This window comes from Tepidiforma bonchosmolovskayae, assembly GCF_008838325.1.
In the GTDB taxonomy this organism is placed as follows: Bacteria; Chloroflexota; Dehalococcoidia; order Tepidiformales; family Tepidiformaceae; genus Tepidiforma; species Tepidiforma bonchosmolovskayae.
The window spans coordinates 635,919-659,776 of record NZ_CP042829.1 but is presented as its reverse complement, the minus strand read 5'-3'; the positions used below and the strand labels follow the sequence as shown (position 1 = coordinate 659,776).

The following is a 23,858-nucleotide window of genomic DNA, read 5'->3' as shown; positions in this document are numbered from 1 at the left end:
TGCGCGCGGGCGCGGCCATGGTCTACCGCCAGGGCTACCCCGCGAGCAGCGCCTCCGTCTTCGGCAGCCACTCCGGCCGGCGCTGCTCGTACGCCGCGATCCGGTCCTCCAGCTGCAGCGTCAGCCCAATGTCGTCCAGCCCGTTCAGCAGGCAGTACTTCACGAACGGGTCGATCTCGAACCGCCGCTGCCACGTCCCGTCCGCCGTCGCCACCGTCTGTGACTCGAGGTCGACCACCAGCTCCGCCTCCGGCAGCTCCTCCGCCCGCGCGATCAACCAGTCGCAGTCCTCCTGCGGCAGCGTCACCGTCAGCAGCCCGACCTTCGAGGAGTTGTTCCGGAAGATGTCCGCAAACGACGGCGCGATGATCACCCGCAGCCCCATGTCGTCGAGCGCCCACACCGCGTGCTCCCGCGAGGAACCGCACCCGAAATTCGGCCCTGTCACCATGATCGGCGCGCCCTTGTAAACCGGCCGGTTCAGAACGAAATCCGGGTCCTTCCGCCACTCGTCGAACGCAAACGGCCCGAACCCGGTCCGTTCGATCCGCTTCAGGAACTCCTTCGAAATGATCTGGTCGGTGTCCACATCCGCGCGGTTCAGCGGAATCACCCGCCCGCGCACGGTTTCGAACTTTTTCATGGCTACTTCCACTCCCGGATGTCGACGAAATGCCCGGCGATCGCGGCCGCCGCAGCCATCTGCGGGCTCACCAGGTGCGTCCGCCCGCCGCGGCCCTGCCGCCCCTCGAAGTTCCGGTTCGATGTGCTCGCGCACCGCTCCCCCGGAAGCAGGATGTCCGGGTTCATCCCGAGGCACATCGAGCAGCCCGCATCGCGCCACTCGAACCCGGCCTCCTTGAAAATCCGGTCCAGCCCCTCTTCCTCGGCCTGGTGCTTCACCAGCCCCGACCCCGGGACCACCATCGCCCGCACATGCGGCGCCACCTTCCGCCCCCGGACAATTTCCGCCGCCGCCCGCAGGTCCTCAATCCGGCTGTTCGTGCACGACCCGATGAACACCCGGTCCAGCCGGATCTCCTGGATCGGCGTCCCCGGCTCCAGCCCCATGTAGTGGAGCGCCCGCTCGGCCAGCTCCCGCGCCTGCGGTGTCGGCGCCTCCGATGGGTCCGGCACCCGGCCGGTCACCGGCACGCTCTGTGCGGGCGTCGTGCCCCACGTCACCGTCGGCTCGATTTCGGACGCGTCCAGCGTCACGTACGTGTCGAACTCCGCGCCCTCGTCCGTCGGCAGCGAACGCCAGTAGTCCAGCGCCTTCTCCCAGTCCGCCCCCTTCGGCGCGAACCGGCGGCCCTCCATGTAGGCAAAGGTCGTATCGTCCGGCGCGATCAGCCCGGCACGCGCGCCACCTTCAATCGACATGTTGCAGATGGTCATCCGGCCCTCCATCGAGAGCTTCCGAATCACCTCTCCGCGGTACTCAATCACGTGGCCCACGCCGCCCGAGACGCCGATCTTTGCGATGATCCCAAGAATCACGTCCTTCGCCGTTACCCCCGGGTGCAGCTCGCCGTTCACCTCGACGGACATCGTCTTCGGCTTCGCCTGCGGCAGCGTCTGCGTCGCCAGCACGTGCTCCACTTCGCTCGTCCCGATGCCGAACGCCAGCGCCCCGAACGCGCCGTGCGTCGAGGTGTGGCTGTCGCCGCAGACGATCGTCATCCCCGGCTGCGTCAGCCCCTGCTCCGGCCCGATGACGTGCACAATGCCCTGCCGGATGTCGCCGACCCCGAACAGCGGGATGCCGAACTCCTCGCAGTTCCGCCGCAGCGCCTCTACCTGCTGCACCGAGAGCGGGTCCGTCCACGGCTTGTCCCGGTCGATTGTCGGCACATTGTGGTCCACCGTCGCCAGCGTCAGCTCCGGGTGCCGGACCCGCCGGCCCGCCAGCCGCAGCCCCTCAAACGCCTGCGGTGAGGTCACCTCGTGCACAAGGTGGAGGTCGATGAACAGCAAGTCGGGCTTCCCCGGCTCGCTCGCCACGACGTGCTGGTCCCAGATCTTCTGGATGATCGTCTTCGGAGTGCTCACAGTCTGTCCTGCCGCGCGGATGTCGTTGCGGGATGTACTCCCCAGTGTAACAGGAGCCCGCCTTCCGGCCGCCGCGCCCTACCGCCGGACCGGCCCCTTCGGACCCCTTGTCGGCTCCTCCGGTTTGGCAGCGAGCGCCTCCTGCACCACCGCAACCAGCATCCGCGGCCCTGCGAATGCCCGGGCCACGTACCGGTTGCCCGCCGATTTCGCCGCCTCCATCACCCGGCCCGACGCCGCATGGCTGATGTAGCCCGTGTTCACCACCACGAGGTCCACCGCCCCGCGCGCACTGCCCACCGCCCTGTCGCCCTGTTTCGCCGCATCGGCGTCCAGCCAGTCCACCTTCAGCCCAAGCTCCGCGAGCATCGGCTCGGCCTTCGCCTGCAGGCTGGGATGCCCCCCGACCACCAGCACCGACTTCCCATTCAGTGCGTCCGTCGGCACTTCCGTGACGGCCGGCTTGCCGAGCAGCCGTTCCAGCTTCTCCCCGCCCGCCTCGCGCACCTGGGGCAGGGAGGCCAGGTCCCGGAAGTCCTTCAGCAGCGGTGAGTCCTTCCGGAACGCCGAAATGGCCCGGTCCAGCAGCTCCTCGAACGGCTCCTCCTGCTCGACCGCCCACTCGACCGCGGCCAGCATTGCCCGCTCCCGGAGGTACGGGAACGATTCGAAGCAGGTCTCGCACAGGTTCGGGATTTCGCTCTCGCGCCCCTGCCGGAGGTGCTCCCGCACCAGCCGCTGGAACGCCACGTCCGCGTCATCTTTGTGCGTCTTCTTTTGCGCAGTCCGGAGCGCCAGCTCGAAGATCCGCAGACGCTCCTCGCCGCCCAGCGCGTCCGCACCCAGGATCGTTCCCTCCTCGATCCCGTCCGCAATCCGGTTCAGCGTGTTGTCGCCACGCTGTGTCGCCGCCGCGAACTCCACCGCCTCCATGAGCGCCCGCAGGTCCCGGATGCCCCGCGCCTCCAGCGCGGCTGGCAGCACCTCGTCGATAATCTTGTCGGTCACGTGCCCGCTGTCGTTGGCCAGCACCTCCGAAAGGTGCTCCCAGCTGTCGTCGAGCTGAACCTTCGCCAGGTAGTCGAAGTAGCCCTTGAATTCCCGGTCCAGCCCCCTCCCGTCCCCGTCGGCCGCAAGCCGGAAGGCGGCAAGGAACTCCGCGTACCTGCGCAGCTGATTGTCCGACTCGATCAGCCGCAGCAGCCGCCGCCGCTGGTCCCGCGTCGCCCACTCCCGCGGCCCGCGCGCGATGATCGCGAGCGCCGCAACTGCCGCAGCCGAGGCGACCTCCTGGTGCGCCTGGGCCGCCTGGGGGATGAGCTCCAGCGCTGTCTCCGTCGCCCACGCGAAATCCCCGGCGATTCTCGGGTCCACAGGCCACTGCATCTGCCAGCCGGACATGTCGTCTGCGCGGTAGAGCACGTTGGCGAGCAGGACCAGTCCAAGGGCCCGGATGTCCGCAGCCACCTGCCCATCCCGCACAAATTCGCCGAGCCGCTCCTCGTCCACGTGGTCGCCGATCCGCTGCTTGCCGACGAACTGTGCGAGCCGCGCCAGTCCGTGCAGGTTCGGCTCCCGCCGCGCCGCCTGGGCGTCCTCCGCCAGCTCCGTCAGCGCGCCGAGCCCCTCCCGGAACGCCGCCTCCGGCACGCCGCTCCCCTGGCGCTGCACCTCGCTCAACAGCGCCGCGTAGGCCTCGGCCAATCGATCCCCGTCCTGGCCAAGCGCGCGGTTCAGCACCTGCCAGCCGCACTTCTGGAACACCCGCACCGCCTCCGCGTCGAGGTCGGGGTCCATCCGGCCGTCACGTTCTGCGGCAAACGCCCGGCGCAGCATCCGCAGCGCCTCGTCGTGCTGCTTGTTGTAGAAGTGCCACACCCCCAGCAGCGCCATCAGCGTCGCCCGCTCATCGGCCTCCGCATTCTCGAGCCGGCCCGCCAGCGCGAGCCGCGCGGGGTCGTCATGCTCGCTGCGCAGCCGCTCGAGCTCCGCCCGCCAGTCGAACCCCCCGCCCTGCGGCACGTTCCCCGTCTCCGTCTCCCCGTTCCCGCCGGTCCGGTCTCTGTCTCCGTTCGTCCCGGGCCCCGTGCTGACCTGTCCCGACTCCAGCGCCTCCACCAGCCGCTCCAGCGCCGCCGTCAGTCGTTCCAGCCGCTCGAACAGCGCCGCGCCGTCGATGGGCCCCGCCGCACGCGCAGCCTCCGCCAGCACCGGCGCCGAAGACGCAGCTTCGCCTTCAGCCTCCGGCGCCGGAACCGCTGCCAGGCCGGTGGCCCCGGGCCCACTCCCGGCCGCTGCCGCATCCTCCCGTTCCGCCAGCCGCCGCTCCGCATCAGTTCGCTGCTCCTCTTCCGTGCACCATGCCAGCACCCGCTCCTCGTCCTCGATCTTCAGCTGCTCCCCGAACACCCGCTGCAGCACCCGCACGGTGAGCGGCACCCGCGGCAGCCGCCACCGCCGCTCCGTCGGCACCCACCGGTACCCCGGGACCCGCTTCACCAGCTCCTTGTCGGCGAACGCGCACTGCACCGAGAACTCAGACTCGGCGTCCTCCAGCCTGGCCTCCGCAGTGGGCGAACCCCCCGCCTTCCGCGCCTCCTGCACCTCCTCGCTGAGGTCCGAGGGCGCGCGCCAGTTCTCCGGCCCGAACAGCTCATCGAGCAGCAGGTACACCCCCGTTTGCCGCGGCAGCGAAAACGCCCCCCGCGCCGGTACCCACCGGGCCCCCGGGAAAGACCGCAGCATCACCCGCTCGCTCGCCAGCGACGGCGTTGCGAGCAGGCGGTTCTCCTCCGCTCGAATCTCCAGCATCGCCGCCCAACTCTACCACGCCCCCGGCCGGCCGATGGCGACGGTTCGCCGCCACGTCCGGTGGCCGGCAGGGTGCCGTCCGGTGGACCCCGGGTGCACTTCTAACGCCCCTCTTATGGCTGCCCCTTGACACCCTGCGGTATCTTCACGGTGCGTTCACTGAAGTGGTCGAGCGGTGGACAGCACGGTTCGTACGGGTGGCCGCACGGAGCACCCGGGTTCGCTGGGGAGAGAGCCCGGACCGCGCAGCCGGCCCGCAGGGAAGGTTCAGATGATGCCCCGCCGCATCGCTGCGCTCCTCGCCGCCGCCGTGGCTGCGTTCACCCTCCTCGCTGCCGTCCCCGCAGCCGCACAGGTCCCCTATACCGTCACCGCCGTCGCGCCCCCGCCCGTCCAGCCCGGCGCCCAGGCCGCCGTCACCATCCGCGTCGAGGGCCAGGTCGCCGCACTCCCGAGCTTCGGCTACGACGTCGAGGGCGGAACCCTCGTCGGCGTCCTCGCCCCGACCCCGGTCGCCGCAGGCATCGCCGAAGGCACCGTCTTCGTCCGCCGCGAAACCGCCGGCGCCGCCCGCCTCACCGTGACCTTCGCCGGGCAGACCCTCGCCGTCGCCGATGTCCGCTTCGCGGCCCCGGACAGCACCCTCCGCGTCCAGACCACGCTCAATGCCGGGCCCGATGCCGCAGCCCGCACCTGGCGCTACCAGGTCCTCGACGCCGCCGGCGCCGTCGTCGCCGAACTCCAGACGTCCACCAGCGGCGATGCCCCCACCGGCGCCGCCGAAGCCGCCCTCCCGGCAGGCGCCTACGCGGTCCGCCAGGTGCTCGGCAGCGACACCGCCCTCGCCTGTGCGCCCGGCGTCTTCTACGCCGTCGCCAACCCCGCCGGCGCCGTCGCGACCGTCACGCTCGGCGCGGCTCCCGCGGTCGTCAGCTTTACCATCATCCCCTGTCCCGACCTCCCGGAGGGGCTCGAAGTCGTCATCCCGGTGGATACCATCGTCCCTGGCGCAGGCACAGGCATCGTCGGCGAACCGGTCGAAGCCCCCGCCGAGCCCCCCTTCAGCGAAGTCGCCGGCGTCCGTCAGCCCGGCCCGGGCGTCCTTCCCCCGGCCGCCGGCAACAGCCCCGCACCCCGGCCCGCGGGCCCTGCCCCGCTCCTCATCGCCGGTGTCCTGCTCCTCCTCTCCGGCGGCGGCGTGCTCCTCCTCGGCCGCCTCCGGTCCCGTCCCCTGGTGTGAGCCTTCGGTCAGGAGGCACCCCGGGTGCGCCAGTTGGCCGGCGCACCCGGGGTAACTATTTCCACGACCAGGCGTTCAGATTTTACGAACGAAGGCTTGACGCAATCGCGTACCTTCGGCCATAACTGCAACAGCATTCCGGGCAGCCGCCGGTGGGTCGAGACGCCGGCGGACGCGCCCGCCAAATCCCACGGCGCCGGCGGGGTGCGCCCACGAGTCCCAGGGGGACTTCATGGTGCGTTCCTCACGGCGGATGCTGCTGGTTACCGCCCTCGCGATCCTCGCTGCTGTCGTCTCCGTCGGCCAGCTCCGATTCGGCGAAACACCCGCCCGCGCCGCCTACGACCCCTCCGGCCCCGCCTGGGACCCGCTCTCCTCCTTCGATACCTCCAGCAACCCCGGTCCCGTCTTCCAGCCGCCGAAGCTCCTTGCAGGCACCAATTCCCACGCCCTCCCCGCGAACGCTGCCACGCGCAATGGCTACTGCCTCGATGTGAACGTCCCCGGTGTGACCGCCGCCGGCATCGGCACGCTCGGCTTCGTCATTACCGCCAAAGACCCCATCGACACGTCCAGCCCGCCCACCGTCAATGTGCCCGTGCCCGCCTCCGGCACCTACGCCTACGGCCCCGTCGGCCCCGCAGCCGGGGCTGACTACTTCGACGGCGGCACGCCGTCCAACACCGCCGACGACGTCTATTGCGTCGTCGCCTACGCCCCGCCGGGCTACCGCACCCTCTCCATCGCCTGGCACTGGGAGGGCACCGCGTCGGTTCCGAATCCCATCGTCCTCCCTGATATCTCCATCGTCACCGTCACCCTCGACAAAGTCGGCGACGGCATCGTCGGTGGCCCCGCCGAGGTCTGCACCACCGGCTGGGACAGCACCTTCCTCACCGGCGCAGCCTCCAACCCGGTCCTAGGCGTCAATAGCCCGGTCATCCCCAACGGCTCGGCCGACCCGCCCGACCCCGTCAACGTGGTCGCACCCGCCGACTTCACCATCGTGAGCTTCACCGGAGCCAATCCCGCCGTCGCCTACGTCCGCCAGGTCGGCCCCGAGTGGTGCGCCGGCATCGACGCCCCCGGCAACTCCTCGAACATCCAGGTCCAGTTCAACTTCCACGCCATCTACAACCGCGTCGATATCGGCAGCCCAACCGTCGCGATCGACAAGGACGGCGACGACCAGCCCGCCTCCCTCCAGCTCCCGGCCAACCGCCTCGTCAACATCACGCAGGTCGTCGAGCTCCGCCACGTCACCATTGACGGCCGTACGCCGCCCCGGCCCCTTTCCGGGCCGCTCGCCCTCGGCTTCACCCACTATGTCTGCCTCATCGGCACCGTCGCCGCCGACTCGCTCCTCGCGAGCAACATCGTCTTCAGCCCCATCGGCGGCCCCGATGTCCCCGGCGCAACCGGCGTGACCGTCTTCCACAAATCCCCCGCCAACGAGCCCCGGATCGGCTCCCAGGTGCCGGACGGCACGCTCTGCTTCTCCTACACCTCGAACGCGCCCGGCCAGCACACCATCGCCGCCTACTTCAACAACTCAGCAGCCGGCGGCGCCCTCACCGCCGCCTTCTTCGATACCGACGGCGACGGCAACGGCATCGTCAGCCCTGGCCCGGCGAGCCCCCTCATCGCCCGCTGGGTCCGGATCGACCGCACCGAAATCACTACCGGCGGCTCCCCAACCGCGGGCCGCGTCACCTTCGGCACCATCGAAATCCCCCTCCGCTTCAACGTCGCCGACGGCACCTTCCTCGCGAGCGCCAACCTGACCGAGTGGGTCATCGGCTCCTTCAACTCCGGCAGCCCCCAGACCACGAACCTCCTCGTCGATGGCGCCCGCCTCGAAATGCGCATCATCGGCTGCGGCTACTTCCAGGTCCCCAATACCGCGCTCAAGCCCGCAACCGTCACCGGCATCTCCGTCGGCGGCCGCTTCGAACTGAACGACGGCTCCCAGGACGCCTTCGCTCCTGCGTTCGGCGACACCGACGCCAACCCCGACGACATCCGCATCTCGACCACCAACGCGACGAACTGCGGCCCCTCCGCAGTGACCCGCCTCGAAATCGACGTCTTCTACCCCAACCAGGCGGCCCCTGCCGCACCCACCGAGAACGTCACCATCCGCTACGTCTTCTTCCCCGGGCAGAAGGACATCCGCGTCGCCTGGGCCGGCCAGGTCGTCACCCTCACCTACGCCTTCGCCTCCACCACTTCCTGTGCCGGCCAGACCGTCCGCTTCACCCGCCCCTCGGGCCAGCCCGGCGCTTTCCTGCCCGCGCCCGGCGTCACCATCGACGGCCCCGGCTCCGCCTCCGCTGACTTCGGCGCGAACTGCTCCGTCACCGTCCGCTACGAAAGCGAATCCCCCGGCGAAGTCGATATCGAAGTCTTCATCGACGGCCGCCCCTGGACCAAGATCGCCTTCGTCATCTACTACCTCGTCTTCGAAGACATCCGCATCGACGCCACCCCCGACCAGTTCGTCTCCACCCTCGGCGGCGTCACCGCGAACGTCCGCGGCTACTTTGTCGGTTCCAACCCCTCCGGCCGGCCGGCCGAAACCAAGCCCGACGGCCGTACCGTCCCCGCTGACCGGTGGGTCCTCCCCGATGACTGGGCAAAACTCCGCGGCGACCCCAACTTCCGCTCCGACCCGCCCGAAATGCCCGCCGCCATCGTCACCTTCATGATGCAGAACGAGCCGGTCCGTAACAGCTACAAACCGCTCGTCACCGGCGGCTCCTCCGGCTTCTTCGTCCCGGACGACTCGACCGACTTCTCCCCCAACGTCAATCCGCACACGAAGGCGCCGACGGTCCTCGGCTCCGCCGCCAAACCGCGCATGTACTCCCAGCCCTCCGATGGTCAGGGCCAGGCCACCATCGCTACCTACGGCGACTTCAACCTCACCTTCGAGGAGTGCCCGGCCAACCGCATCACCGGCAACCCCCACTGCGAGCCGGAGCACATCGTCGGCCGCGGGCGGTATTTTGCCGTCGCCGAGTACCCCGAGCCGACCACCCGTGGCAAGAACCCCGCCGTCGCTTCCAACGTGGCCGAGACCGTCTGGCGCTGGGCCGGCTACAAGCGCGTCACCGTCGTCAACGGCGAATCGCCCCAGTTCAAGTACGTCGTCGCCCACCTCAAAGACCGCGACGGATTCTGCGACGCCGCCAACTACAACAACGTCCTCGGCATCCCCATCCGCTTCGAAATTGATGCCGGCTCCGGCGTCATCCTCAATGCCGCCGACCAGCCCGCGGACATCAACGGCACCCGCCGCTTCGCAACCGCAACCACCTTCGACACCGTCGACCCGCTCGGCAACCCGATCAACGTTGCCATCGCAAAGCCCGTCATCCAGGACGACGAGTGCCAGGCCTGGATCCGGGTCAGCAACAGCCTCATGAAGCCGGCCAACGTCATGGTCACCTTCCCGGCGCTCCCGGCCCCCATCCCCGGCAACGTCACCATCTCCGCCTTCAGCTGCACCGGCCAGGAATCGATTACGGTCACCAACCGCGGCTCCGCACCCGTCAACCTCGCCGGCTTCGGCCTCCAGAGCCCCGGCGGACAGGTCGGCATCGCCGAGCACCTCGACCTGTCCGGCCTCCTCCAGCCCGGCCAGAGCGCGACCTTCTACGGCGGCCCCGGCGCCAGCGCCCGCGGCTGGATCGGCAACACGGGCGACCGCATCCTCGGCGCCGGCGACTACGTCGCCCTCACCTGGAACGACATCGTCCTTGCCACCGCCTTCTGCAGCACCGGCCAGGTCGTCGAACCGTTCATCCCGCCGGTCCTCACGCTCGACCCCGAAGGCGAACTCGTCCTCGACGTCATCGTCCCCTTCGGCGACGAGGTCGAGGTCCCCCTGGCCGCCGGCTGGAACCTCGTCCCCACCGGACAGGGGAAGGTCGCGGTCGGCAGCGCCCTCGGCGACAACGCCGCAAAGGTCGCCGTCATCTACGCCTGGGACGCCGAGAAGCAGGAATGGCTCCGCTACATCCCTGGCGCGCCCGATGCCGTCAACACGCTCACCGAACTCGGCGGCGGCCGCGCCGTCTGGGTCTACGTGAACGAGCCGTTTACCCTCGTGCTCCCGCGCTGATGACCCTGTCCCGCACCTGCCGTACCTTGGGGATGGCCGTCAAGTCCCGAACCCAGGATGAGACCATGACCCACCTCCGTGGCGCGTTCGTCGCTGCCGCCGCAGCCGTCGCAGGCGCCGTTGCCCTCCTCGCCGCCGCTCCCGCGAGCGCACAGTTCGATCCCCCGTCCACCGTGTTCGGCTCGGTCGCCGATTCCGCCGGACCCGTGCCCGAAGGGCTCCCCGTCGAGGCCTACATCGGCGACACTCTCTGCGGCAAAGACGGCAAGACCGAGTACACCGGCGAGGGCAGCGCCCGCGTCACGGTCTACGCCATCGACGTCGTCGCCGATTCGCAGATCAAAGGCTGCGGCCGCTCCGGCGCCGAGGTCCGCATCAAGATCGGCGACCGATTCGCCCCGCAGACCGCCCGCTGGCAGCCCGGGCCTGTCCAGCTCGATGTCACCTTCGGCAGCGCCACGCCGGCTCCCATCCCCACCTTTACCCCCACCCCGACCCGGACGCCCGCGCCCGGCGCAACCGGCACCCCCGCGCCCGGCCAGTCGACCCCCGGCAGCGGCCAGGGCGGCTCCGTCGCAACCATTCCGCCGGGCTCGCCCGGGGCCGGGTCCCCCGTCACCGGCGGCGGCGTCACCAGCGCTACCCCCGGCCAGCAGAACGCCGCCGGCGATGACGGCGGCGGCTTCCCCGTCTGGGGCGTCATCGTCCTCGTCCTCGGCGCCATCGCCGCTGTCGGAGGCGGCGCAGGCTGGGTGCTCGCCCGCAACCGCCAGTCCGCATCCGACAGCGACGACCTCGACCCGCCCGGCGGCCTCGGCTGAGCGCCGCCGGGCCGGACGGGCTGTCCGGCCCCTATCCGAGGAAGATCATCGTGAAGTAGTGGCGCCCCTGCGCGTCCGTGATCTCGCCGATGCCGACCCGGCTGAAGTCCCCTGCTAGGAGATTCGCACGGTGGGTCGGGCTGTTCATCAGCCCCTCCAGCGCCACCGCTGCCGCCTGCCCGGCCGGGTAGTTGTTCATCGCCAGGTTCTCGCCCGCCCACGCGTAGCTCGTGTAGCCGAAGTACGCCAGCAGCTCCACGTACATCGAATACCCGTACGGGTCGACGTGCCCGAAGTACCCCTGGTCGATGAGCTGCTGCGAGCGCGTCCGCGCAATCCGCGTGAGCCCGGCATCGAGCACGTACGGCGCCAGCCCGGCCTTCGCCCGCTCCGCATTGATGAGCTCGAACAGTTGCAGCTCGAGCGCCGTCGCCGGGCCCCCCGAAACCTGCGGCACATAGAAATTCGGCTTCGCAGGCGGCGCAACCGGCGCGGCCGCCGGCGCAGCAGGCGGGTTCGCTGCTGCCGGCTGCGGCGCAGGTGGAGCAGCCGCGGGCCGGACCGGCGCGGCGGGGGCGGCCGGCTGAGGCGCTGACGCCTCCGTCGCCGGCGCCGCCTCGCTCCATGGGCCGAACGCCCCCAGCGCCCGCGCGAGCTCCATCGGCAGCGCCCCGGGTCCCGGGTCGAACGCCATGCCGTCCTCGGCCGCCGGCTCCGGGGGCTGCGCCGGCTCGATTCCCGCCGCAGGCTGGGCCGGCGCAGCTGCCGCCGGCGCCTCGACGATCCCCCGCGGCGCCACCCGCTCCGCATCTGCCGCAAACACCGAAAAGCCGATGCCCAGTCCCGCGCCAGCGAGCAGCGCCGCCGCATACAGCGGAAGGAACGGTCCCGGCCGCCAGTCGCGCAGCCAGCCGCCGAACGCCCCGGGACGCGCAAGCTCGAATCCTGCCATCTGAACCCCGCCGCCGACCCGTGTCTCTGGCGGTTGCCCGCCGGGTCTCAGTTGGGGGTTCGACGGCGCCGCTCCCGGCCGGTATGGACACGGAGAGGTCACCACGGTAACGGCTTGGGGGCGCCGTCACCGGGTGTCCCCTAAGGGTTTCTCCCTAGGGCCTCAGGGTTGCTCCGGGGTTGCCGAACGCTACCGCCCGTTCACTGGCAGCCCCGCTGCCCGGCTTTGATCAGCGGCCCGACGCTCACCGTGTACTCCACGTACACCTCGCGCCACCCCGGCTGCAGCGGATAGGTCCCGCTCACGTCCACGAACCAGTTCGAGTTCGAGCCAATACCGAGGTCCGCCGGGAACGGCGGGAAGCAGATCACCCGCGCCGGCGACGGACCGCACTTCCCCAGCTCGAGGTTCAGGTTGCACGCGCTCAGGGCGCTCGGCCGCGGCGGCAGCGGCGTGGGCGTCGGTGTCGGCACGAACGGCGTCGGTGTGGCCGTCGGCACGACGGTCGGCGTCGGCGTCTGCGTCGGTGTCGGCGTTGCAGTCGTACCCGGCGTCGTTCCCGCCGCCACGGTCGGCGTACCCGTCCCCGGCGTGCCCGTCACGGTCGCCGTTGCGGTCCCCGCCGGCGTGCCCGTGCCCGTCGGCGATGCCGCCGCCGTCCCCGTCGCCCGGGGCGTCGCCGACCCAACCGGGACCACCGCCGCCGGCGTCACGGCCCGCGTCGGCTCGCCCGGCGCCCCTGCCGGCGTGCCGTCCCCGTCGCCGCCGCCCCGCAGCACCACAACAACTGCCAGCGCGACCACCGCCGCAACGGCCCCCGCGAGCGCCAGCATGACGCCGCGCGGCACGCCCCCCTGTCCCGGGAGCTCCGGCCGCTCCAGCAGCACGCCGCCCGCTGCCCGCCGGTAGGGCCCAGGCCCCCGCTCGTACCCGTAGGGGTCAGGGTTCAGTTCTTCCTGGTACGACGGCGGCGCAATCGGCGCCGGTCCGGCGCTCCGGTCCCCCTGTGCCGGCAGCTCCGGCGCCCAGTCATCCCCCGCGGCGCCGGGCCCCGCCGCCGGCGGAGGTCCGGCCGCCCGCCGGAAGGGGTCGGTCCGCTCGCGCGGCGGGCTCGTCCGGCCCGGTTGCCGGGGCCCGCCCACATAGCCGGCCGGCCCGACCGGGAAGCCGATATCGCCGCCCACCAGCTGGTCCAGCAGCGGCTGCGGGTCGATCCGCAGGTAGTTTGCGTACGAACGCAGGAACCCCCGCACATACACCGGCGCGGGCAGCGCGTCGAACTCCTCCGCCTCGAGAGCCTCCAGGAACCGCGGCGAAATCCGCGTCTCCTGCGCAGCCTGCTCGATCGTCAGTCCGCGGCGCTCCCGCGCCTCCCGCAGCGTGTCCCCGATACTCGCCATGCGACTGCCTCCCCTGGGGGAAACATAAAGTACGCGACAACTGTCAATCGATCGAATCCCCGCAGTTGGGCTCCTCTGCTGCCCGCGCTACCATCCTCCCGTGCGCATCCTCCTCCCGCTCGCCGCCGCGCTTCTCGCGGCCGGCACAGCAGCGGCCGCTGCCCAGCCCCAGATTCCCGCCACCGTCTACGGCTCCGTCACAATCGACGGCCAGCCGGCTCCGAACGGCACCGAAGTCCGCGCCTTCATCGGCTCCACCGATTGCACCCAGGCCGCCCCCGGCGAGCGGCTCGCCTTCCGCGAGGGCCAGGCGACCGCCTACGTCGTCACCGTCCTCCACGAATCCCAGCGCCCCGGCTGCGGCCGTACCGGGGCCGTCATCACCTTCACGGTCGACGGCCGCCCGGCGCTCCAGTCCGTCGCCTGGGAGCCCGGTCCGATCCGCCTCGACCTCAGCCTCGGCTCGCCCACGGTCATCCCCCTCCCGACGGCCACCCCCACCCTCCCCGGCGCCGCATCCCCCACCGCCCGCCCCGCCCCCACCGGCCCGCCGCCCACCGACGACGTCGCCCTCCCCGGCACCCTCGTCCCGTCCCCGCCCGATGTCCGCGCTGCCGGCGACCCCCGCTCCGGCGGCTCTGGCGCACCCCTCTGGCCGTGGCTTGCCGGCGCCCTCCTGGTCCTCGCCGCCGGGGCTGCAGCTGCCGTCGTTGCCCTCCGCCGCCGCAGGGACTAACCCGCGCTTTGGTTCCGGTCGTATACCATCGTGATAGGGGCATTCCGCGGCCCCCGGGACGTCCATGCGCATCCTGCCGTACGCCGCCGTGTTCACCTTTGTCGCCGGCATCAGTCTCCTTGCCGTCGGCTGGCACTACGCGCCGGCCGATGCGCCCGGGACACCGGTGCCCGTCGTCGGCTTCGACCTCCGCCCCACCCTGACCGCCACTCCCACGGCCAGTCCCACAGCCCTCCCGAGCCCGACGCCCACCCCGACCCCCTTCGACGGCAGGGTCGCCCGCATGGTCGCACCGTCCCTCGGCATCGACCACGCCATCGAAGAGATCGGCCTCCTCCCGAACAACCAGCTCGATACCCCCCACGACGGCGTCAACAAGGTCGGCTGGTACTACATCTACGACAAGCCCGGCTTCGGCCGAAACGCCGTCTTCGCCGCCCACGTCAACTACAACTTCAAACCGGGCCCCTTCGCCAACCTCTACAGGGCCAAACCCGGCGACCGCATCACCATCCAGATGGAAAACGGCCCTGCCTACGTCTACGAGGTCTTCTTCTTCCAGCGGTACGACGTGAACACCATCCCGATGGGCGACCTCATCGCCGGCGTCGTCAACGGCACCCCGAGGCCCGAAGGCGAAGAGTGGATCACCCTCATCACCTGCGGCGGCCGCTTTGTCGCCACCCAGCCCAACGGCCTCGGCGAATACCTCGACCGCGACGTCGTCGTCGCCCGCCGCATCCAGTAACCTCCGCGCCTTACCGCACGTTTTCGAAGCCGAGCCCGTTGCGCTGCCCTGCGCTACGGTAAATCCACAACCCGAACGCCCCGGAGCCGCCTCCGTGAAGCTTGCCCGCAACCTCGCCGTTGCCGTCTTCGTTCTTGGCCTCGCCCTCCTCGTCGTCGGCGTCGCCTGCAGCACCAGCAACGCCAGCGATGAGCCTGCCCCCACCCCAACCCCCGAGCCCACCGCAACCGCGACCGCAACCCCGACACCGCGGCCCAGCCCCACGCCGACCCCAACCCCCTTCGCCGGTAAGGTCGCCCGCCTCAAAATCCCCCGCTTCGGCGTCGATGCCCCCATCGAAGAGCTCGGCGTCGACTCCACCAACACCCTCGAAACCCCGAAGGCCGAAAACACCGCCGTCGGCTGGTACTACATCTACGATCGGCCCGGCTGGGGCGGAAACGCCGTCTTCAGCGCCCACGTCTACTACCACTCCAAACCGGCCCCCTTCGTCAACCTCGCCAAAGCCCAGCCCGGCGACCTCGTCATCGTCGTCATGGAGAACGGCACCGAGTACCGCTACGAGGTCATTTCCAACACCCGCTACCACCGCGACACCATCCCCATGGGCGAAATTATCGACCCGCCCCAGAAGCCCGACTACGACGAGTGGGTGACCCTCATCACCTGCGGCGGCGAACTCGATTCCACCGGCCTCGAATACCTCCACCGCGACGTCGTCGTCGCGAAGCGCATCTGGCAGTAGCCGCCCGCACAGCCCGTCACACACCGCTCAGGGCGTCCTGTGCCCCCTCCCCGTGGCGCCGCCCCTGCAGATCAGGGTTTCCCCCGCCCCGAACGCGGTGATCCCCCTTCCGCCCTTCGGGGCTTCGCCCATTAAGGCCCAACCCGCGCCCTCCCTACCCTGACCTTCGACTCGAGCAGCCGCTCCCGGAGGTCACCCATGCGAACCCGGCTCCTCACCGCCCTCGCCCTCCCCGCGCTCTCCGCCGTCGCCGTCGCTGTGGCCGTCCTCGCCGGCGGAACCGGCGCCAGCGCCGCCCAGCTCCTCCGCGGCTGGAACAACATCGCCTACTTCGGCGCATCTGCCCCGCCCGCGCAGGCCCTCGCGCCCCTCACCGGCGAGTACACCGCCGTCTACCGCTGGGACCCCGCCACCCAGTCCTACCAGCTCTATGCCCCCGGCGTTCCCGGCTTCGTCAATACCCTCTCAACCATCAACCCCGGCGATGCCATCTGGGTCCACTACACCGGCAGCGGCCGCGAATTCAACACCGGCGCACCCCCGGCCGGTTCCGCGCCCGGCGGCGCCGGCAAGATCAGCATCGCCGCCAGCACCTTCGTTCCCGCCAGCGACCTCGCCGTCTACGAAAAGGGCTTCAACCAGCTCTACCCCCTCAACACCGACCCCGCCTCCCAGCGGTACTTCGCCCCCGTCACTCTTCCCCACGGCGCAACCATCACCTCCATGACCGCCGCCTTCGAAGGCACCGGCGACACCGTCAAGATCCGCCTCGACTACACCCCGATCGCCAACGGCGATACCCCCGGGCAGGTCTACAAGCTCGCCGAGGTCCTCTCCAGCGCCGGGCCCTCGCCGCAGACCGCCTCCGCCTATGCCCACCAGGTCGATAACGGCGCCAACGTCTACTTCCTCGTCGTCGACCTCACCGGCGGCACCGCCTCGAAGCTCCGCGGCATCACCATCAGCTACACCTACTAGGAGGCCCCCAGTGCTCACCTCCAGCGGCCTCCCCGCGCGCCTTTTCCCGGCCGCCCTCGCCGCGCTCGTCCTGCTCCTGCTCCTGGGCGGCTCGAGGCCGGCCCACGCCCTCGCCGAAGGTGACGTCAGCTTCACGGTCACCCAGTCGCCCGCGGCCCCCGCAACCGTCCAGGTCGGCTCCGAGGTCACCTTCACCGTGACCGCTACGGTCGCCGTCAGCCCCGGCGTCCCGCCGCTCCTCTTCGAATTTACCTACCCTACCGGCCTGCACTTTGTAGAGGGGTTCTCCACGCCCGCGTCCGTGACCTGCACCGACAACACTCCCTCACCCGGGACCGTTCGCTGCAGCTATGGCCAGGTCCCTGTGGGCAACCTCGTCGACCTCACCCTCCGCTTCACCATCACTGCCAACTCCACCACGTCGGCCGCGAATGCCGTCATGCGCGCCGGCCCATCCGACGGCGCTCCCGACTCCGCCGCCAACGGCGGCGACAGCTTCGTCGGCGCCGGCACGCTCACCGTCTTCTCCGCTGCCGTGTTCACAATTGGGGGCTCCGCCGCGCCGTCCGCGACCTTCGAACGTGCTCCCGTCACCTACACCGCCACGATCCAGAACGACTCCGGCGCCGCCACCGGCCCCTTCACCGCGACCGTCGACCTCCCCAACGCCATCGTCGAGGCCGTGACCTGCTCCTCCGGCACCGGCAGCGTTACGGGAAGCCAGGCCTTCTGCACCAATGCCTCCCTCGCCGACGGCGCGACGCTCACCATCACGATCACCCTCCGGCCCGACAACACTGCCGCCGGCGACGACATCGCCCCGGTCCTCTCCGCTCCCGCCCTCGGCATCTCCGGCATAACGCTGCCCGCCGTCACGGTCCACGAAGTCGGTCTCCAGCGCACCTCCGGCGCCCCCGCCGTCGGCTCGCCGATCACCGTCTGCACCGCCGCAGTTCCCGCCGACGTCCCGAACAGTGCCGCCGCCGGTGCAGCCCAGCCCGCCGATGCGACCCTGCTCATCGGCAAGGAATCCGCCAGCCCTCTCCTCCAGCTCAGCGACTTCTCCGTGACGGGCCCCGGAGTCGGCACCGTGGCCGCCGCTTCGGGCTGCGGTTCCAGCCAGTCCGGCGTCACCTTCACTCCCTCGGCCTCCGGCACCTACACCATCACCGCCAGCTACAACGTCGGCGGCACCAACGTCCTCGTTATCGAGGTCCCCGGCGCGTCCAACCCCCTGCCCGTGCTGACCTCCATCAGCCCAAACAGCGCAGTCGCCGGTTCCGGCCCCGTCACCCTGGCGCTCACCGGCTCCGGCTTCGTCGCCGCCAGCGAAGTCCGCTGGAACGGCGTCCCGCTCGCGTCCGTCACCTTCAACTCCTCGACCAGCCTGACCGCCGTCATCCCCGCCGCAAACCTCGCCGCGCCCGGCACCGCCTCCGTCACCGTGTTCAACCCGGCGCCCGGCGGCGGCACCTCCGCCCCGCAGACCTTCACCGTCACCGCAGCCGCCAGCAAGCTCGCCTTCACCACCCAGCCCGGCAACGGCGTCGCCGGCCAGCCCCTCGCGGTCCAGCCTGTCGTCGCCGTCCAGACCGCCGCCGGCGCCACCGTCACGTCCGACAGCACCACCATTGTCACCCTCGCCATCTCCGGCGGCGCCACGCTGACCTGCACCGGCGGCCTTTCGAAGACCGTCACGGCCGGGGTTGCCGCCTTCACAGGCTGCACCGTCACCCCCGCCGGCACCGGCTACACCCTGGCCGCAACCGCCTCGCCGGCGCTCACGCCGGCCACCAGCGCTCCCTTCGATGTCACGGCTGCGCCGCCCACCGTCACCTCCCAGCTCACCTTCCCGGCCGTCTCCGGCCCCGTGCCGCGCAGCCGTCTCGCCTTCCGCGTCGAATCCGGCACCCTCGCGCCGACGCAGGTCCGCCTCGTCATTCGCCGCGCCTCCGACGGCAAGTACTGGAACGCAGCAGCAGCCGCCTGGCAGAACGACCCCGTCCAGAACGTGATGACCGCCGCCGGCTCCGCCCGCTGGGAGCTCCCGGTCGTCGGAGTCGACCGCCGCGCCTTCCGCGGCACCTCCGTCACCATCGAAGCCTTCGCCACCGCCGGCGGCACCGAGTACCGCAGCGCCGCCACCGCCACCATCGCCGTGAGGTAGCCGCCATGCAGCCATCGCTCCGCACCGGCCGGGTCTTCCCCTACGGCATCCGCCGCCGGCGAATCGGTGCCCTGCCGATGCCGCCCGCGGCCGCCCGCCGCTACCCTCGAACCATGCCCCGCACCCTCCCGCGCCTCGCCGCCGCTGCTGCCCTCCTGCCGCTGGCCGGGCTCCTCGCCGCCGGCTGCCTCGCCTACGCGCCGGATGGCTCGGTCGCCACGCCCGCGCCCCAGGGCCAGTCGGGCGGGTCCCGCCTCCCCCAGCTCCTCTCCCAGCTCCAGGGCGCCGGTGCCGGCATGGAAGTCTTCTCCGAAACCCCACAAAACGAAGTCCTCGCCGCCCAGGACCAGGAGCCCGGCAAGGCCGCGCCCTCAACCACCCCCGGCGCCAGCCCGACCGCCACCGTAGCCGGCGACCGCACCACCCCCACGCCCACCCCGCGCCCCGGCACCCCAACCCCCACGCCCCGCCCGGCCTCGCCCACGCCCACCCCCGCCGGCAGCGAAGGCGCCACCCCGACGCCCACCCCAACTGCCACCCCGACCCGGACCCCCACCCCGACGCCGACCCCCACCCCGACGCCGACCCCCACCCGGACCCCGACCCCGACGCCCACCCCGCGTCCGCCCACCGAAGGCGGTTCGAACGGTACCCCCACACCGCCGCCGACCGAGGGCTGACGATGCCAGCCGCCGCCAACCGCACCCGCTGCGCCTCCTGCGGCCGCGCCCTCACCTTCGCCGATTGGACCCGCGGCCGCCCCCTCTGCGACGCCTGTGCCCGCCCGCTCGCCGCGCTCCGCCGCGAACTCGAGGCGCCCGGGCCGGCCCCGGCCGACGACCCCGCCGCCTTCGAGCGCATCCTCGACTCAGTCCCGGATGCCCTCATCGACGAGCTGGTCGCCGCCCTCGAAGCCGAGGCCGCCAGGCTCGACCAGGCCAACCCCGTCGTCGGCGTCCTCGCCGAGCTCGACCTCGGCCGCACCCCCCGCGAACGCCAGTGGGCCGCCTGGGGCTTCGCCGCCGGATTCGCCCTCAACGTCGGCATCGCCAAGTGGGCCCAGGTCGCCTCGGGCGCCCCCGTCACCGACTTCATCGTCCCCATCCTCGTCGGCGGCGTCATCGCCGGGGCCGCCTGCGCCGCCATCGGCTGGGGCCTCGCCCGCCTCCGCCAGCCCGCCTGACCGGTTGCCCGTTGGCCCCCGTCGCGCACACTGGGACTCGATGCGCATCCTCGTGACCGGCGGCGCCGGCTTCATCGGCTCCCACATCGTCGATGCCTTCGTCGAAGCCGGCCATGACGTCGCCGTTGTCGACAACCTCGCCACCGGCCGCCGCTCCAACGTCAACCGCGACGCCCGCCTCTACGAGGTCGATATCCACGCCCGCGAGTTCGAGCGGATCGTCGCCGACTTCCGCCCCGAGGTCATCAGCCACCACGCCGCCCAGGCCAGCGTCAAAGTCGGCCAGGCCGACCCCGTCCACGACCTCGAAGTCAACGGCGGCGGCACCGCCCGCGTCTGCGCCCTCGCCATCCAGTACGGCGTCCGCAAGATCATCTACGCCTCCTCCGGCGGCACCGTCTACGGCGAGCCGCAGACCCTTCCCGTCCCCGAAGACCACCCCATCGCCCCCCGCTCCAACTACGGCGCCTCCAAGTACGTCGGCGAGCTTTACGTCGAACTCGCCGCCCGCACCGCCGGCATCGAATTCACCACCTTCCGCTACGGCAACGCCTTCGGCCCCCGGCAGGACCCCCACGGCGAGGCCGGCGTGGTCGCCATTTTCACCGGCCTCATGCTCGCCGGTCAGCCCTGCACCATCGACGGCGATGGCGAACAGCGCAAGGACTACCTCTACGTCGCCGATATCGCCCGCGCCAACCTCCTCGCTCTCGAAGCCGGCAACGGCCTCGTCGCGAACATCGGCACCGGCGTCGGCACCACCGTCAACGAAATCTACCGCGTCCTCTCCGAGGCAACCGGCAACACCGTGCCGCCCCGCCACGGCCCGCCCCGCCCCGGCGACGTCCGCAACTTCTGGCTCGATTGCACCCGCGCCCGCGAGGTGCTCGGCTGGCAGCCCGAGGTCAGCTTCGAAGAAGGCATCCGCCGCACCGTCGAAGCCTTCCGCTCCGCGGCCGGCGCCCGCTGAACCCGCCGCCCGCTACCGCACTACCCCCGCCGCACGGAGCGCCGCAATCTCCTCTGCGCCCAGGCCGGCCTCAGCCAGCACCTCGTCCGTGTGCTCCCCCAGCATCGGGCTCGGCCCCTGCGCCGCCAGCCGCGCCTCCGACATCTGGAACGGCGGGCCCACCATCTTGTACGGCCCCAGCAGGGGATGGTCCAGCTCCACCTGCAGACCGTTCGCCAGCGTCTGCGGGTGGTCGAACAGCTCCTCGATAAAGTACAGCGGCCCGGCCGGCACCCCGTGCCGCTCCATGGTCTCCGCCCACTCCTCGGTCGTCTTCGTCCGGAACAGCGCCTCCGCCTCCTGCACCAGCTTCGGCCCCTCGACCTCCCATCCCGGCGGATTCATCTCGAAACTCCCGTCCTCCCGGAACCGCGGGTCCCTGAGCCCCGTCGCGGCCAGCACCTTCAGCCGCAGCGAGTGGCTGAGCGCGCCGACCGCGATGAACCCGTCCTTCGTCTGGTACACCCGGTAGTAGATGTTCCCCGCGGCCGCCGGCCGGTACTTGTTGTGGACCGCCACCTGCTCCGCGAAGCTCTTCATCTCCGCCCGCGCCTGCTGCAGCTCCGCAAGCATCGGCGGGATAACCTCCTCGTCGAACGCCCGAATCCACGTGAACTGGCTCGTCTGCATCGCAATCGCCGTCCCCATCAGCGTGCAGTCGATGCGCTGCCCCTTCCCGGTCCGCTCGCGGTAGAAGAGCGCCGCGCAGATGGCGTTCGCCATCTGAATGCCCGTCGCGTAGTCCGCAACCGCCGGGTAGATGTAGGTCGGCACGTCGCCCTGCATCTTCGCTTCGCCCGCCATCAGGCCCGTCATCGCCTGCACCACGAGGTCGTAGCCGCCCCGGTGCGCCAGCGGCCCGTACCGCCCGTACGCCGTGTTCTCGCAGTAGATCAGCCGCGGATTGATCGCCCTGAGCGTCTCGTAGTCGATCCGCAGCTGCTCGGCCACGCCCGGGCGGTAGTTGATCACCACCACATCCGCGTCGCGCACCAGCCGGTGGATCACTTCCTGCGCCTCCGGCCGCGTCATGTCCATCGCCACGCCCCGCTTCCCGCGGTTCAGGCTCGCGAACGTCCGCGACTCCTTCGGCACCAGCTCCACGAACACCCGCCACGGCTCGCCTTCCAGCGGCTCGAACTTCGTGACCTGCGCCCCCATGTCGGCCAGGTGCATGCCGCAAAACGGCCCCGCGATGATCTGCGAAAACTCGAGTACCTTGACGCCCTGCAGCGGTCCGGTTGCCATCTCTGTCCCTCCGGCCGCCTATTCTAACGTTCGCGTGAACGTAGGCTAGCCCCCCGCCTGCTCGCCCCCGTCCGTCCCCTCCGTGCGCTTGTCCTGCGGCAGCGCAACCACCGCCGGCCGCACCTTCGGCTCCATGCCCGCCCGGCGCGCCGCCTCGTAGTTCAGCCGCCAGAATGCCCGCGCCAGCCGCGACAGCTCCGCCCGTTCCTCCTCGCTGAACCCCTCAAAGAACTGGCGCACCAGCTCGACATAGGCCGTCCGCCCGCGCTCCGCCGCCTCCCTGCCGGCGGCCGTCGCCTCCACCACCACCAGCCGCCGGTCGTTCGCCGCCCGCTGCCGGGTGATGTACCCCAGCTCCTCCAGCCGGTTCAGCGAAGCCGTCACCGCCGGCCGGCTCAGCCAGAGCGTGTGCGCGAGCCGCCGCGGCTCGCTCGTCGGCACCAGCTCCAGCAGCCACAGGATGCGCCACGCCTCGTACGTCAGCCCCAGCGCCTTCTGCATCGCCTGGTTCAGCGCGCTCAGCAGCAGCTGCCCCGCCGAGTTCAGGTCGTAGGCCGCGAAAAACGTCTCCGCCTCGAGCCCGCCCTCGGCGACCCACGCCGCGGCCCGCTCCTCCAGCCGCGACCGCGGAAACTCCCGCTTCGTCCGGTCCGGGCCGCCGTCCGCTCCGCCCATCGCCGTGCGTCGGCTCGCCGCCGCTCAGTCGTGATGCGTGGGCACCACCAGCACGGGCCGGTGCGTACGGTGCACCACCCGGTCGGTCGTGCTCCCCAGCGCGAGCCGCTTCAGCAGGCCTTTGCCCGTCGATGTCATCACAATCAGGCTCGCCTTCTCCTGCTCTGCAACCTCCAGGATCGCCGTCGCGGCGTCGCCCTGCACCAGCACGGTCCGCTCGCCCGGCTTCGCCGTGGCCTGGAGGTACTCCCGTGCCGCCGCTTCCAGCGTCGCCGAAAGATCCGCCGGGTAGTACGAGAACTCGATCCCCGCGGGCGGCGGCACGCTGTACGCCCGCAGGAGCACCAGCGGCAGCTCCGCCTTCGCCGCCAGCTCCCGCGCGAGGGCCAGCCCCTTCTCCGCGTCCTCGGAACCGTCGAGCGCCACGAGGATCGGCCGGCCGTTCCCGGGCGGCTCTGGCGCCTCCGTCCCCGGCTCCGCCAGCACCGGCACCTTCGAACCCCGGATCACCTTGTCCGCCACGCTCCCGAGGACCATCGCCTTGAAGCCGCCCCGCCCGTGCGTCGCAATGACCACGTACGAGGCCGTCTCCGCCGCCTGCAGAATCTCCTTCGCAGGCGGCCCTACGACCACGTCGCACGTCACCTCGCCCAGGCCGTGCTTCTCAGCCTGCGCCGTCGCGTACTCCCGGAACTTCTCCGCCGCATGCTGCCGCTCCTCGGGCGTCCCGTCGTGCTCCATCACGTGGATGAGCCGCACCGGCAGCCCTGTGACCTGCTTCAGCCACGCGGCGTCGACGAGCGCATACTCCGCAAGGCTCGAACCGTCGAGCGGGATCAGAATCGGTCCGTTCTCTGCCATGGTTCAGTCCACCTCTACGCTGGTTGCCCAAGCATGAACGATCGCGCCGGACTGCGCGAGGGTCCACTCGGTCCCGTGTTCTCCGCCGAACGCCCCCTTGCGAAAA

At 71.1% G+C, this 23,858-nt stretch carries 19 protein-coding genes; 11 read left to right on the top strand and 8 right to left on the bottom strand.

Annotation, left to right across the window (positions count from 1 at the left end; translation table 11 throughout):
* Window positions 1-34: 34 nt before the first annotated feature.
* The 3 genes from leuD to Tbon_RS03345 all read right to left on the bottom strand — a co-directional run bounded on the left by leuD (window position 35) and on the right by Tbon_RS03345 (window position 4,863).
* A complete protein-coding gene (leuD, locus tag Tbon_RS03355) occupies window positions 35-643 on the bottom strand; it encodes a 3-isopropylmalate dehydratase small subunit (protein WP_098503396.1) in 609 nt (202 codons plus the stop codon).
* Between the two features lie 2 nt (window positions 644-645).
* Window positions 646-2,052, bottom strand: a complete 1,407-nt coding sequence (gene leuC / locus Tbon_RS03350) for a 3-isopropylmalate dehydratase large subunit (RefSeq protein WP_158066298.1) — start codon at window positions 2,050-2,052, stop codon at window positions 646-648.
* A 78-nt stretch (window positions 2,053-2,130) separates the two neighbouring features.
* Window positions 2,131-4,863, bottom strand: coding sequence for a DUF2325 domain-containing protein (locus tag Tbon_RS03345; protein ID WP_158066297.1), 2,733 nt, complete (start codon window positions 4,861-4,863; stop codon window positions 2,131-2,133).
* Between the two features lie 274 nt (window positions 4,864-5,137).
* On the opposite strand from Tbon_RS03345, the gene Tbon_RS03340 reads away from it, so the two are divergent.
* From Tbon_RS03340 to Tbon_RS03325, 3 genes are all read left to right on the top strand, one after another.
* Window positions 5,138-6,103, top strand: a complete 966-nt coding sequence (locus Tbon_RS03340) for a hypothetical protein (RefSeq protein WP_192498112.1) — start codon at window positions 5,138-5,140, stop codon at window positions 6,101-6,103.
* 232 nt (window positions 6,104-6,335) lie between these two features.
* A complete protein-coding gene (locus Tbon_RS13715) occupies window positions 6,336-10,229 on the top strand; it encodes a hypothetical protein (RefSeq protein ID WP_192498111.1) in 3,894 nt (1,297 codons plus the stop codon).
* A gap of 65 nt (window positions 10,230-10,294) precedes the next feature.
* A complete protein-coding gene (locus tag Tbon_RS03325; protein ID WP_158066294.1) occupies window positions 10,295-11,050 on the top strand; it encodes a hypothetical protein in 756 nt (251 codons plus the stop codon).
* 31 nt (window positions 11,051-11,081) lie between these two features.
* Here the strand turns inward: Tbon_RS03325 and Tbon_RS03320 are convergent, their stop codons facing one another.
* Window positions 11,082-12,002 carry a CAP domain-containing protein gene (locus Tbon_RS03320; RefSeq protein WP_158066293.1) on the bottom strand — a complete coding sequence of 307 codons (921 nt, stop codon included), beginning with the start codon at window positions 12,000-12,002 and terminating at the stop codon, window positions 11,082-11,084.
* 200 nt (window positions 12,003-12,202) lie between these two features.
* The gene (locus tag Tbon_RS03315) at window positions 12,203-13,402 is read right to left on the bottom strand and encodes a helix-turn-helix domain-containing protein (protein ID WP_158066292.1); all 1,200 of its coding nucleotides are present in this window, start codon (window positions 13,400-13,402) and stop codon (window positions 12,203-12,205) included.
* Between the two features lie 100 nt (window positions 13,403-13,502).
* Between Tbon_RS03315 and Tbon_RS03310 the strand changes: the two genes are divergently transcribed.
* The 8 genes from Tbon_RS03310 to Tbon_RS03275 all read left to right on the top strand — a co-directional run bounded on the left by Tbon_RS03310 (window position 13,503) and on the right by Tbon_RS03275 (window position 20,929).
* Complete coding sequence (locus tag Tbon_RS03310; RefSeq protein ID WP_158066291.1) at window positions 13,503-14,138, top strand: hypothetical protein; 636 nt, start codon at window positions 13,503-13,505, stop codon at window positions 14,136-14,138.
* Window positions 14,139-14,202: 64 nt separating this feature from the next.
* On the top strand, window positions 14,203-14,886 hold the full coding sequence (locus tag Tbon_RS03305; RefSeq protein WP_158066290.1) for a class F sortase: 684 nt from the start codon (window positions 14,203-14,205) through the stop codon (window positions 14,884-14,886).
* A gap of 94 nt (window positions 14,887-14,980) precedes the next feature.
* The gene (locus Tbon_RS03300) at window positions 14,981-15,631 is read left to right on the top strand and encodes a class F sortase (RefSeq protein WP_192498110.1); all 651 of its coding nucleotides are present in this window, start codon (window positions 14,981-14,983) and stop codon (window positions 15,629-15,631) included.
* Between the two features lie 198 nt (window positions 15,632-15,829).
* Entirely contained in the window at window positions 15,830-16,609 is a 780-nt protein-coding gene (locus tag Tbon_RS03295) for a hypothetical protein (protein WP_158066288.1), read from the top strand.
* A 10-nt stretch (window positions 16,610-16,619) separates the two neighbouring features.
* Window positions 16,620-18,776, top strand: a complete 2,157-nt coding sequence (locus Tbon_RS03290; RefSeq protein WP_158066287.1) for a hypothetical protein — start codon at window positions 16,620-16,622, stop codon at window positions 18,774-18,776.
* A gap of 113 nt (window positions 18,777-18,889) precedes the next feature.
* On the top strand, window positions 18,890-19,456 hold the full coding sequence (locus Tbon_RS14330) for a hypothetical protein (protein ID WP_192498109.1): 567 nt from the start codon (window positions 18,890-18,892) through the stop codon (window positions 19,454-19,456).
* A gap of 2 nt (window positions 19,457-19,458) precedes the next feature.
* Entirely contained in the window at window positions 19,459-19,959 is a 501-nt protein-coding gene (locus Tbon_RS03280) for a hypothetical protein (RefSeq protein WP_158066286.1), read from the top strand.
* Between the two features lie 40 nt (window positions 19,960-19,999).
* On the top strand, window positions 20,000-20,929 hold the full coding sequence (locus Tbon_RS03275) for an NAD-dependent epimerase/dehydratase family protein (RefSeq protein ID WP_158066285.1): 930 nt from the start codon (window positions 20,000-20,002) through the stop codon (window positions 20,927-20,929).
* A gap of 12 nt (window positions 20,930-20,941) precedes the next feature.
* On the opposite strand, the gene Tbon_RS03270 is transcribed toward Tbon_RS03275, so the two are convergent.
* The 3 genes from Tbon_RS03270 to Tbon_RS03260 are packed head-to-tail and all read right to left on the bottom strand — an operon-like array spanning window position 20,942 to window position 23,752.
* Complete coding sequence (locus Tbon_RS03270; protein WP_158066284.1) at window positions 20,942-22,216, bottom strand: CaiB/BaiF CoA transferase family protein; 1,275 nt, start codon at window positions 22,214-22,216, stop codon at window positions 20,942-20,944.
* A gap of 45 nt (window positions 22,217-22,261) precedes the next feature.
* Window positions 22,262-22,891, bottom strand: a complete 630-nt coding sequence (locus Tbon_RS03265; protein ID WP_158066283.1) for a MarR family winged helix-turn-helix transcriptional regulator — start codon at window positions 22,889-22,891, stop codon at window positions 22,262-22,264.
* A gap of 24 nt (window positions 22,892-22,915) precedes the next feature.
* Window positions 22,916-23,752, bottom strand: coding sequence for a universal stress protein (locus Tbon_RS03260; RefSeq protein ID WP_158066282.1), 837 nt, complete (start codon window positions 23,750-23,752; stop codon window positions 22,916-22,918).
* Between the last annotated feature and the right edge of the window lie 106 nt (window positions 23,753-23,858).

Excerpts from the sequence above, each read along its gene's own strand:
- Tbon_RS14330 (WP_192498109.1), top strand. The coding sequence starts at position 18,890 with ATGCCCCGCACCCTCCCGCGCCTCGCCGCCGCTGCTGCCCTCCTGCCG.
- Tbon_RS03325 (WP_158066294.1), top strand. The coding sequence starts at position 10,295 with ATGACCCACCTCCGTGGCGCGTTCGTCGCTGCCGCCGCAGCCGTCGCA.
- Tbon_RS03295 (WP_158066288.1), top strand. The coding sequence starts at position 15,830 with ATGCGAACCCGGCTCCTCACCGCCCTCGCCCTCCCCGCGCTCTCCGCC.
- Tbon_RS03270 (WP_158066284.1), bottom strand. The coding sequence starts at position 22,216 with ATGGCAACCGGACCGCTGCAGGGCGTCAAGGTACTCGAGTTTTCGCAG.
- Tbon_RS03345 (WP_158066297.1), bottom strand. The coding sequence starts at position 4,863 with ATGCTGGAGATTCGAGCGGAGGAGAACCGCCTGCTCGCAACGCCGTCG.
- Tbon_RS03260 (WP_158066282.1), bottom strand. The coding sequence starts at position 23,752 with ATGGCAGAGAACGGACCGATTCTGATCCCGCTCGACGGTTCGAGCCTT.
- Tbon_RS03275 (WP_158066285.1), top strand. The coding sequence starts at position 20,000 with ATGCGCATCCTCGTGACCGGCGGCGCCGGCTTCATCGGCTCCCACATC.
- Tbon_RS03305 (WP_158066290.1), top strand. The coding sequence starts at position 14,203 with ATGCGCATCCTGCCGTACGCCGCCGTGTTCACCTTTGTCGCCGGCATC.
- Tbon_RS03315 (WP_158066292.1), bottom strand. The coding sequence starts at position 13,402 with ATGGCGAGTATCGGGGACACGCTGCGGGAGGCGCGGGAGCGCCGCGGA.
- Tbon_RS03340 (WP_192498112.1), top strand. The coding sequence starts at position 5,138 with ATGCCCCGCCGCATCGCTGCGCTCCTCGCCGCCGCCGTGGCTGCGTTC.
- Tbon_RS03280 (WP_158066286.1), top strand. The coding sequence starts at position 19,459 with ATGCCAGCCGCCGCCAACCGCACCCGCTGCGCCTCCTGCGGCCGCGCC.
- Tbon_RS13715 (WP_192498111.1), top strand. The coding sequence starts at position 6,336 with ATGGTGCGTTCCTCACGGCGGATGCTGCTGGTTACCGCCCTCGCGATC.
- Tbon_RS03320 (WP_158066293.1), bottom strand. The coding sequence starts at position 12,002 with ATGGCAGGATTCGAGCTTGCGCGTCCCGGGGCGTTCGGCGGCTGGCTG.
- leuD (WP_098503396.1), bottom strand. The coding sequence starts at position 643 with ATGAAAAAGTTCGAAACCGTGCGCGGGCGGGTGATTCCGCTGAACCGC.
- Tbon_RS03265 (WP_158066283.1), bottom strand. The coding sequence starts at position 22,891 with ATGGGCGGAGCGGACGGCGGCCCGGACCGGACGAAGCGGGAGTTTCCG.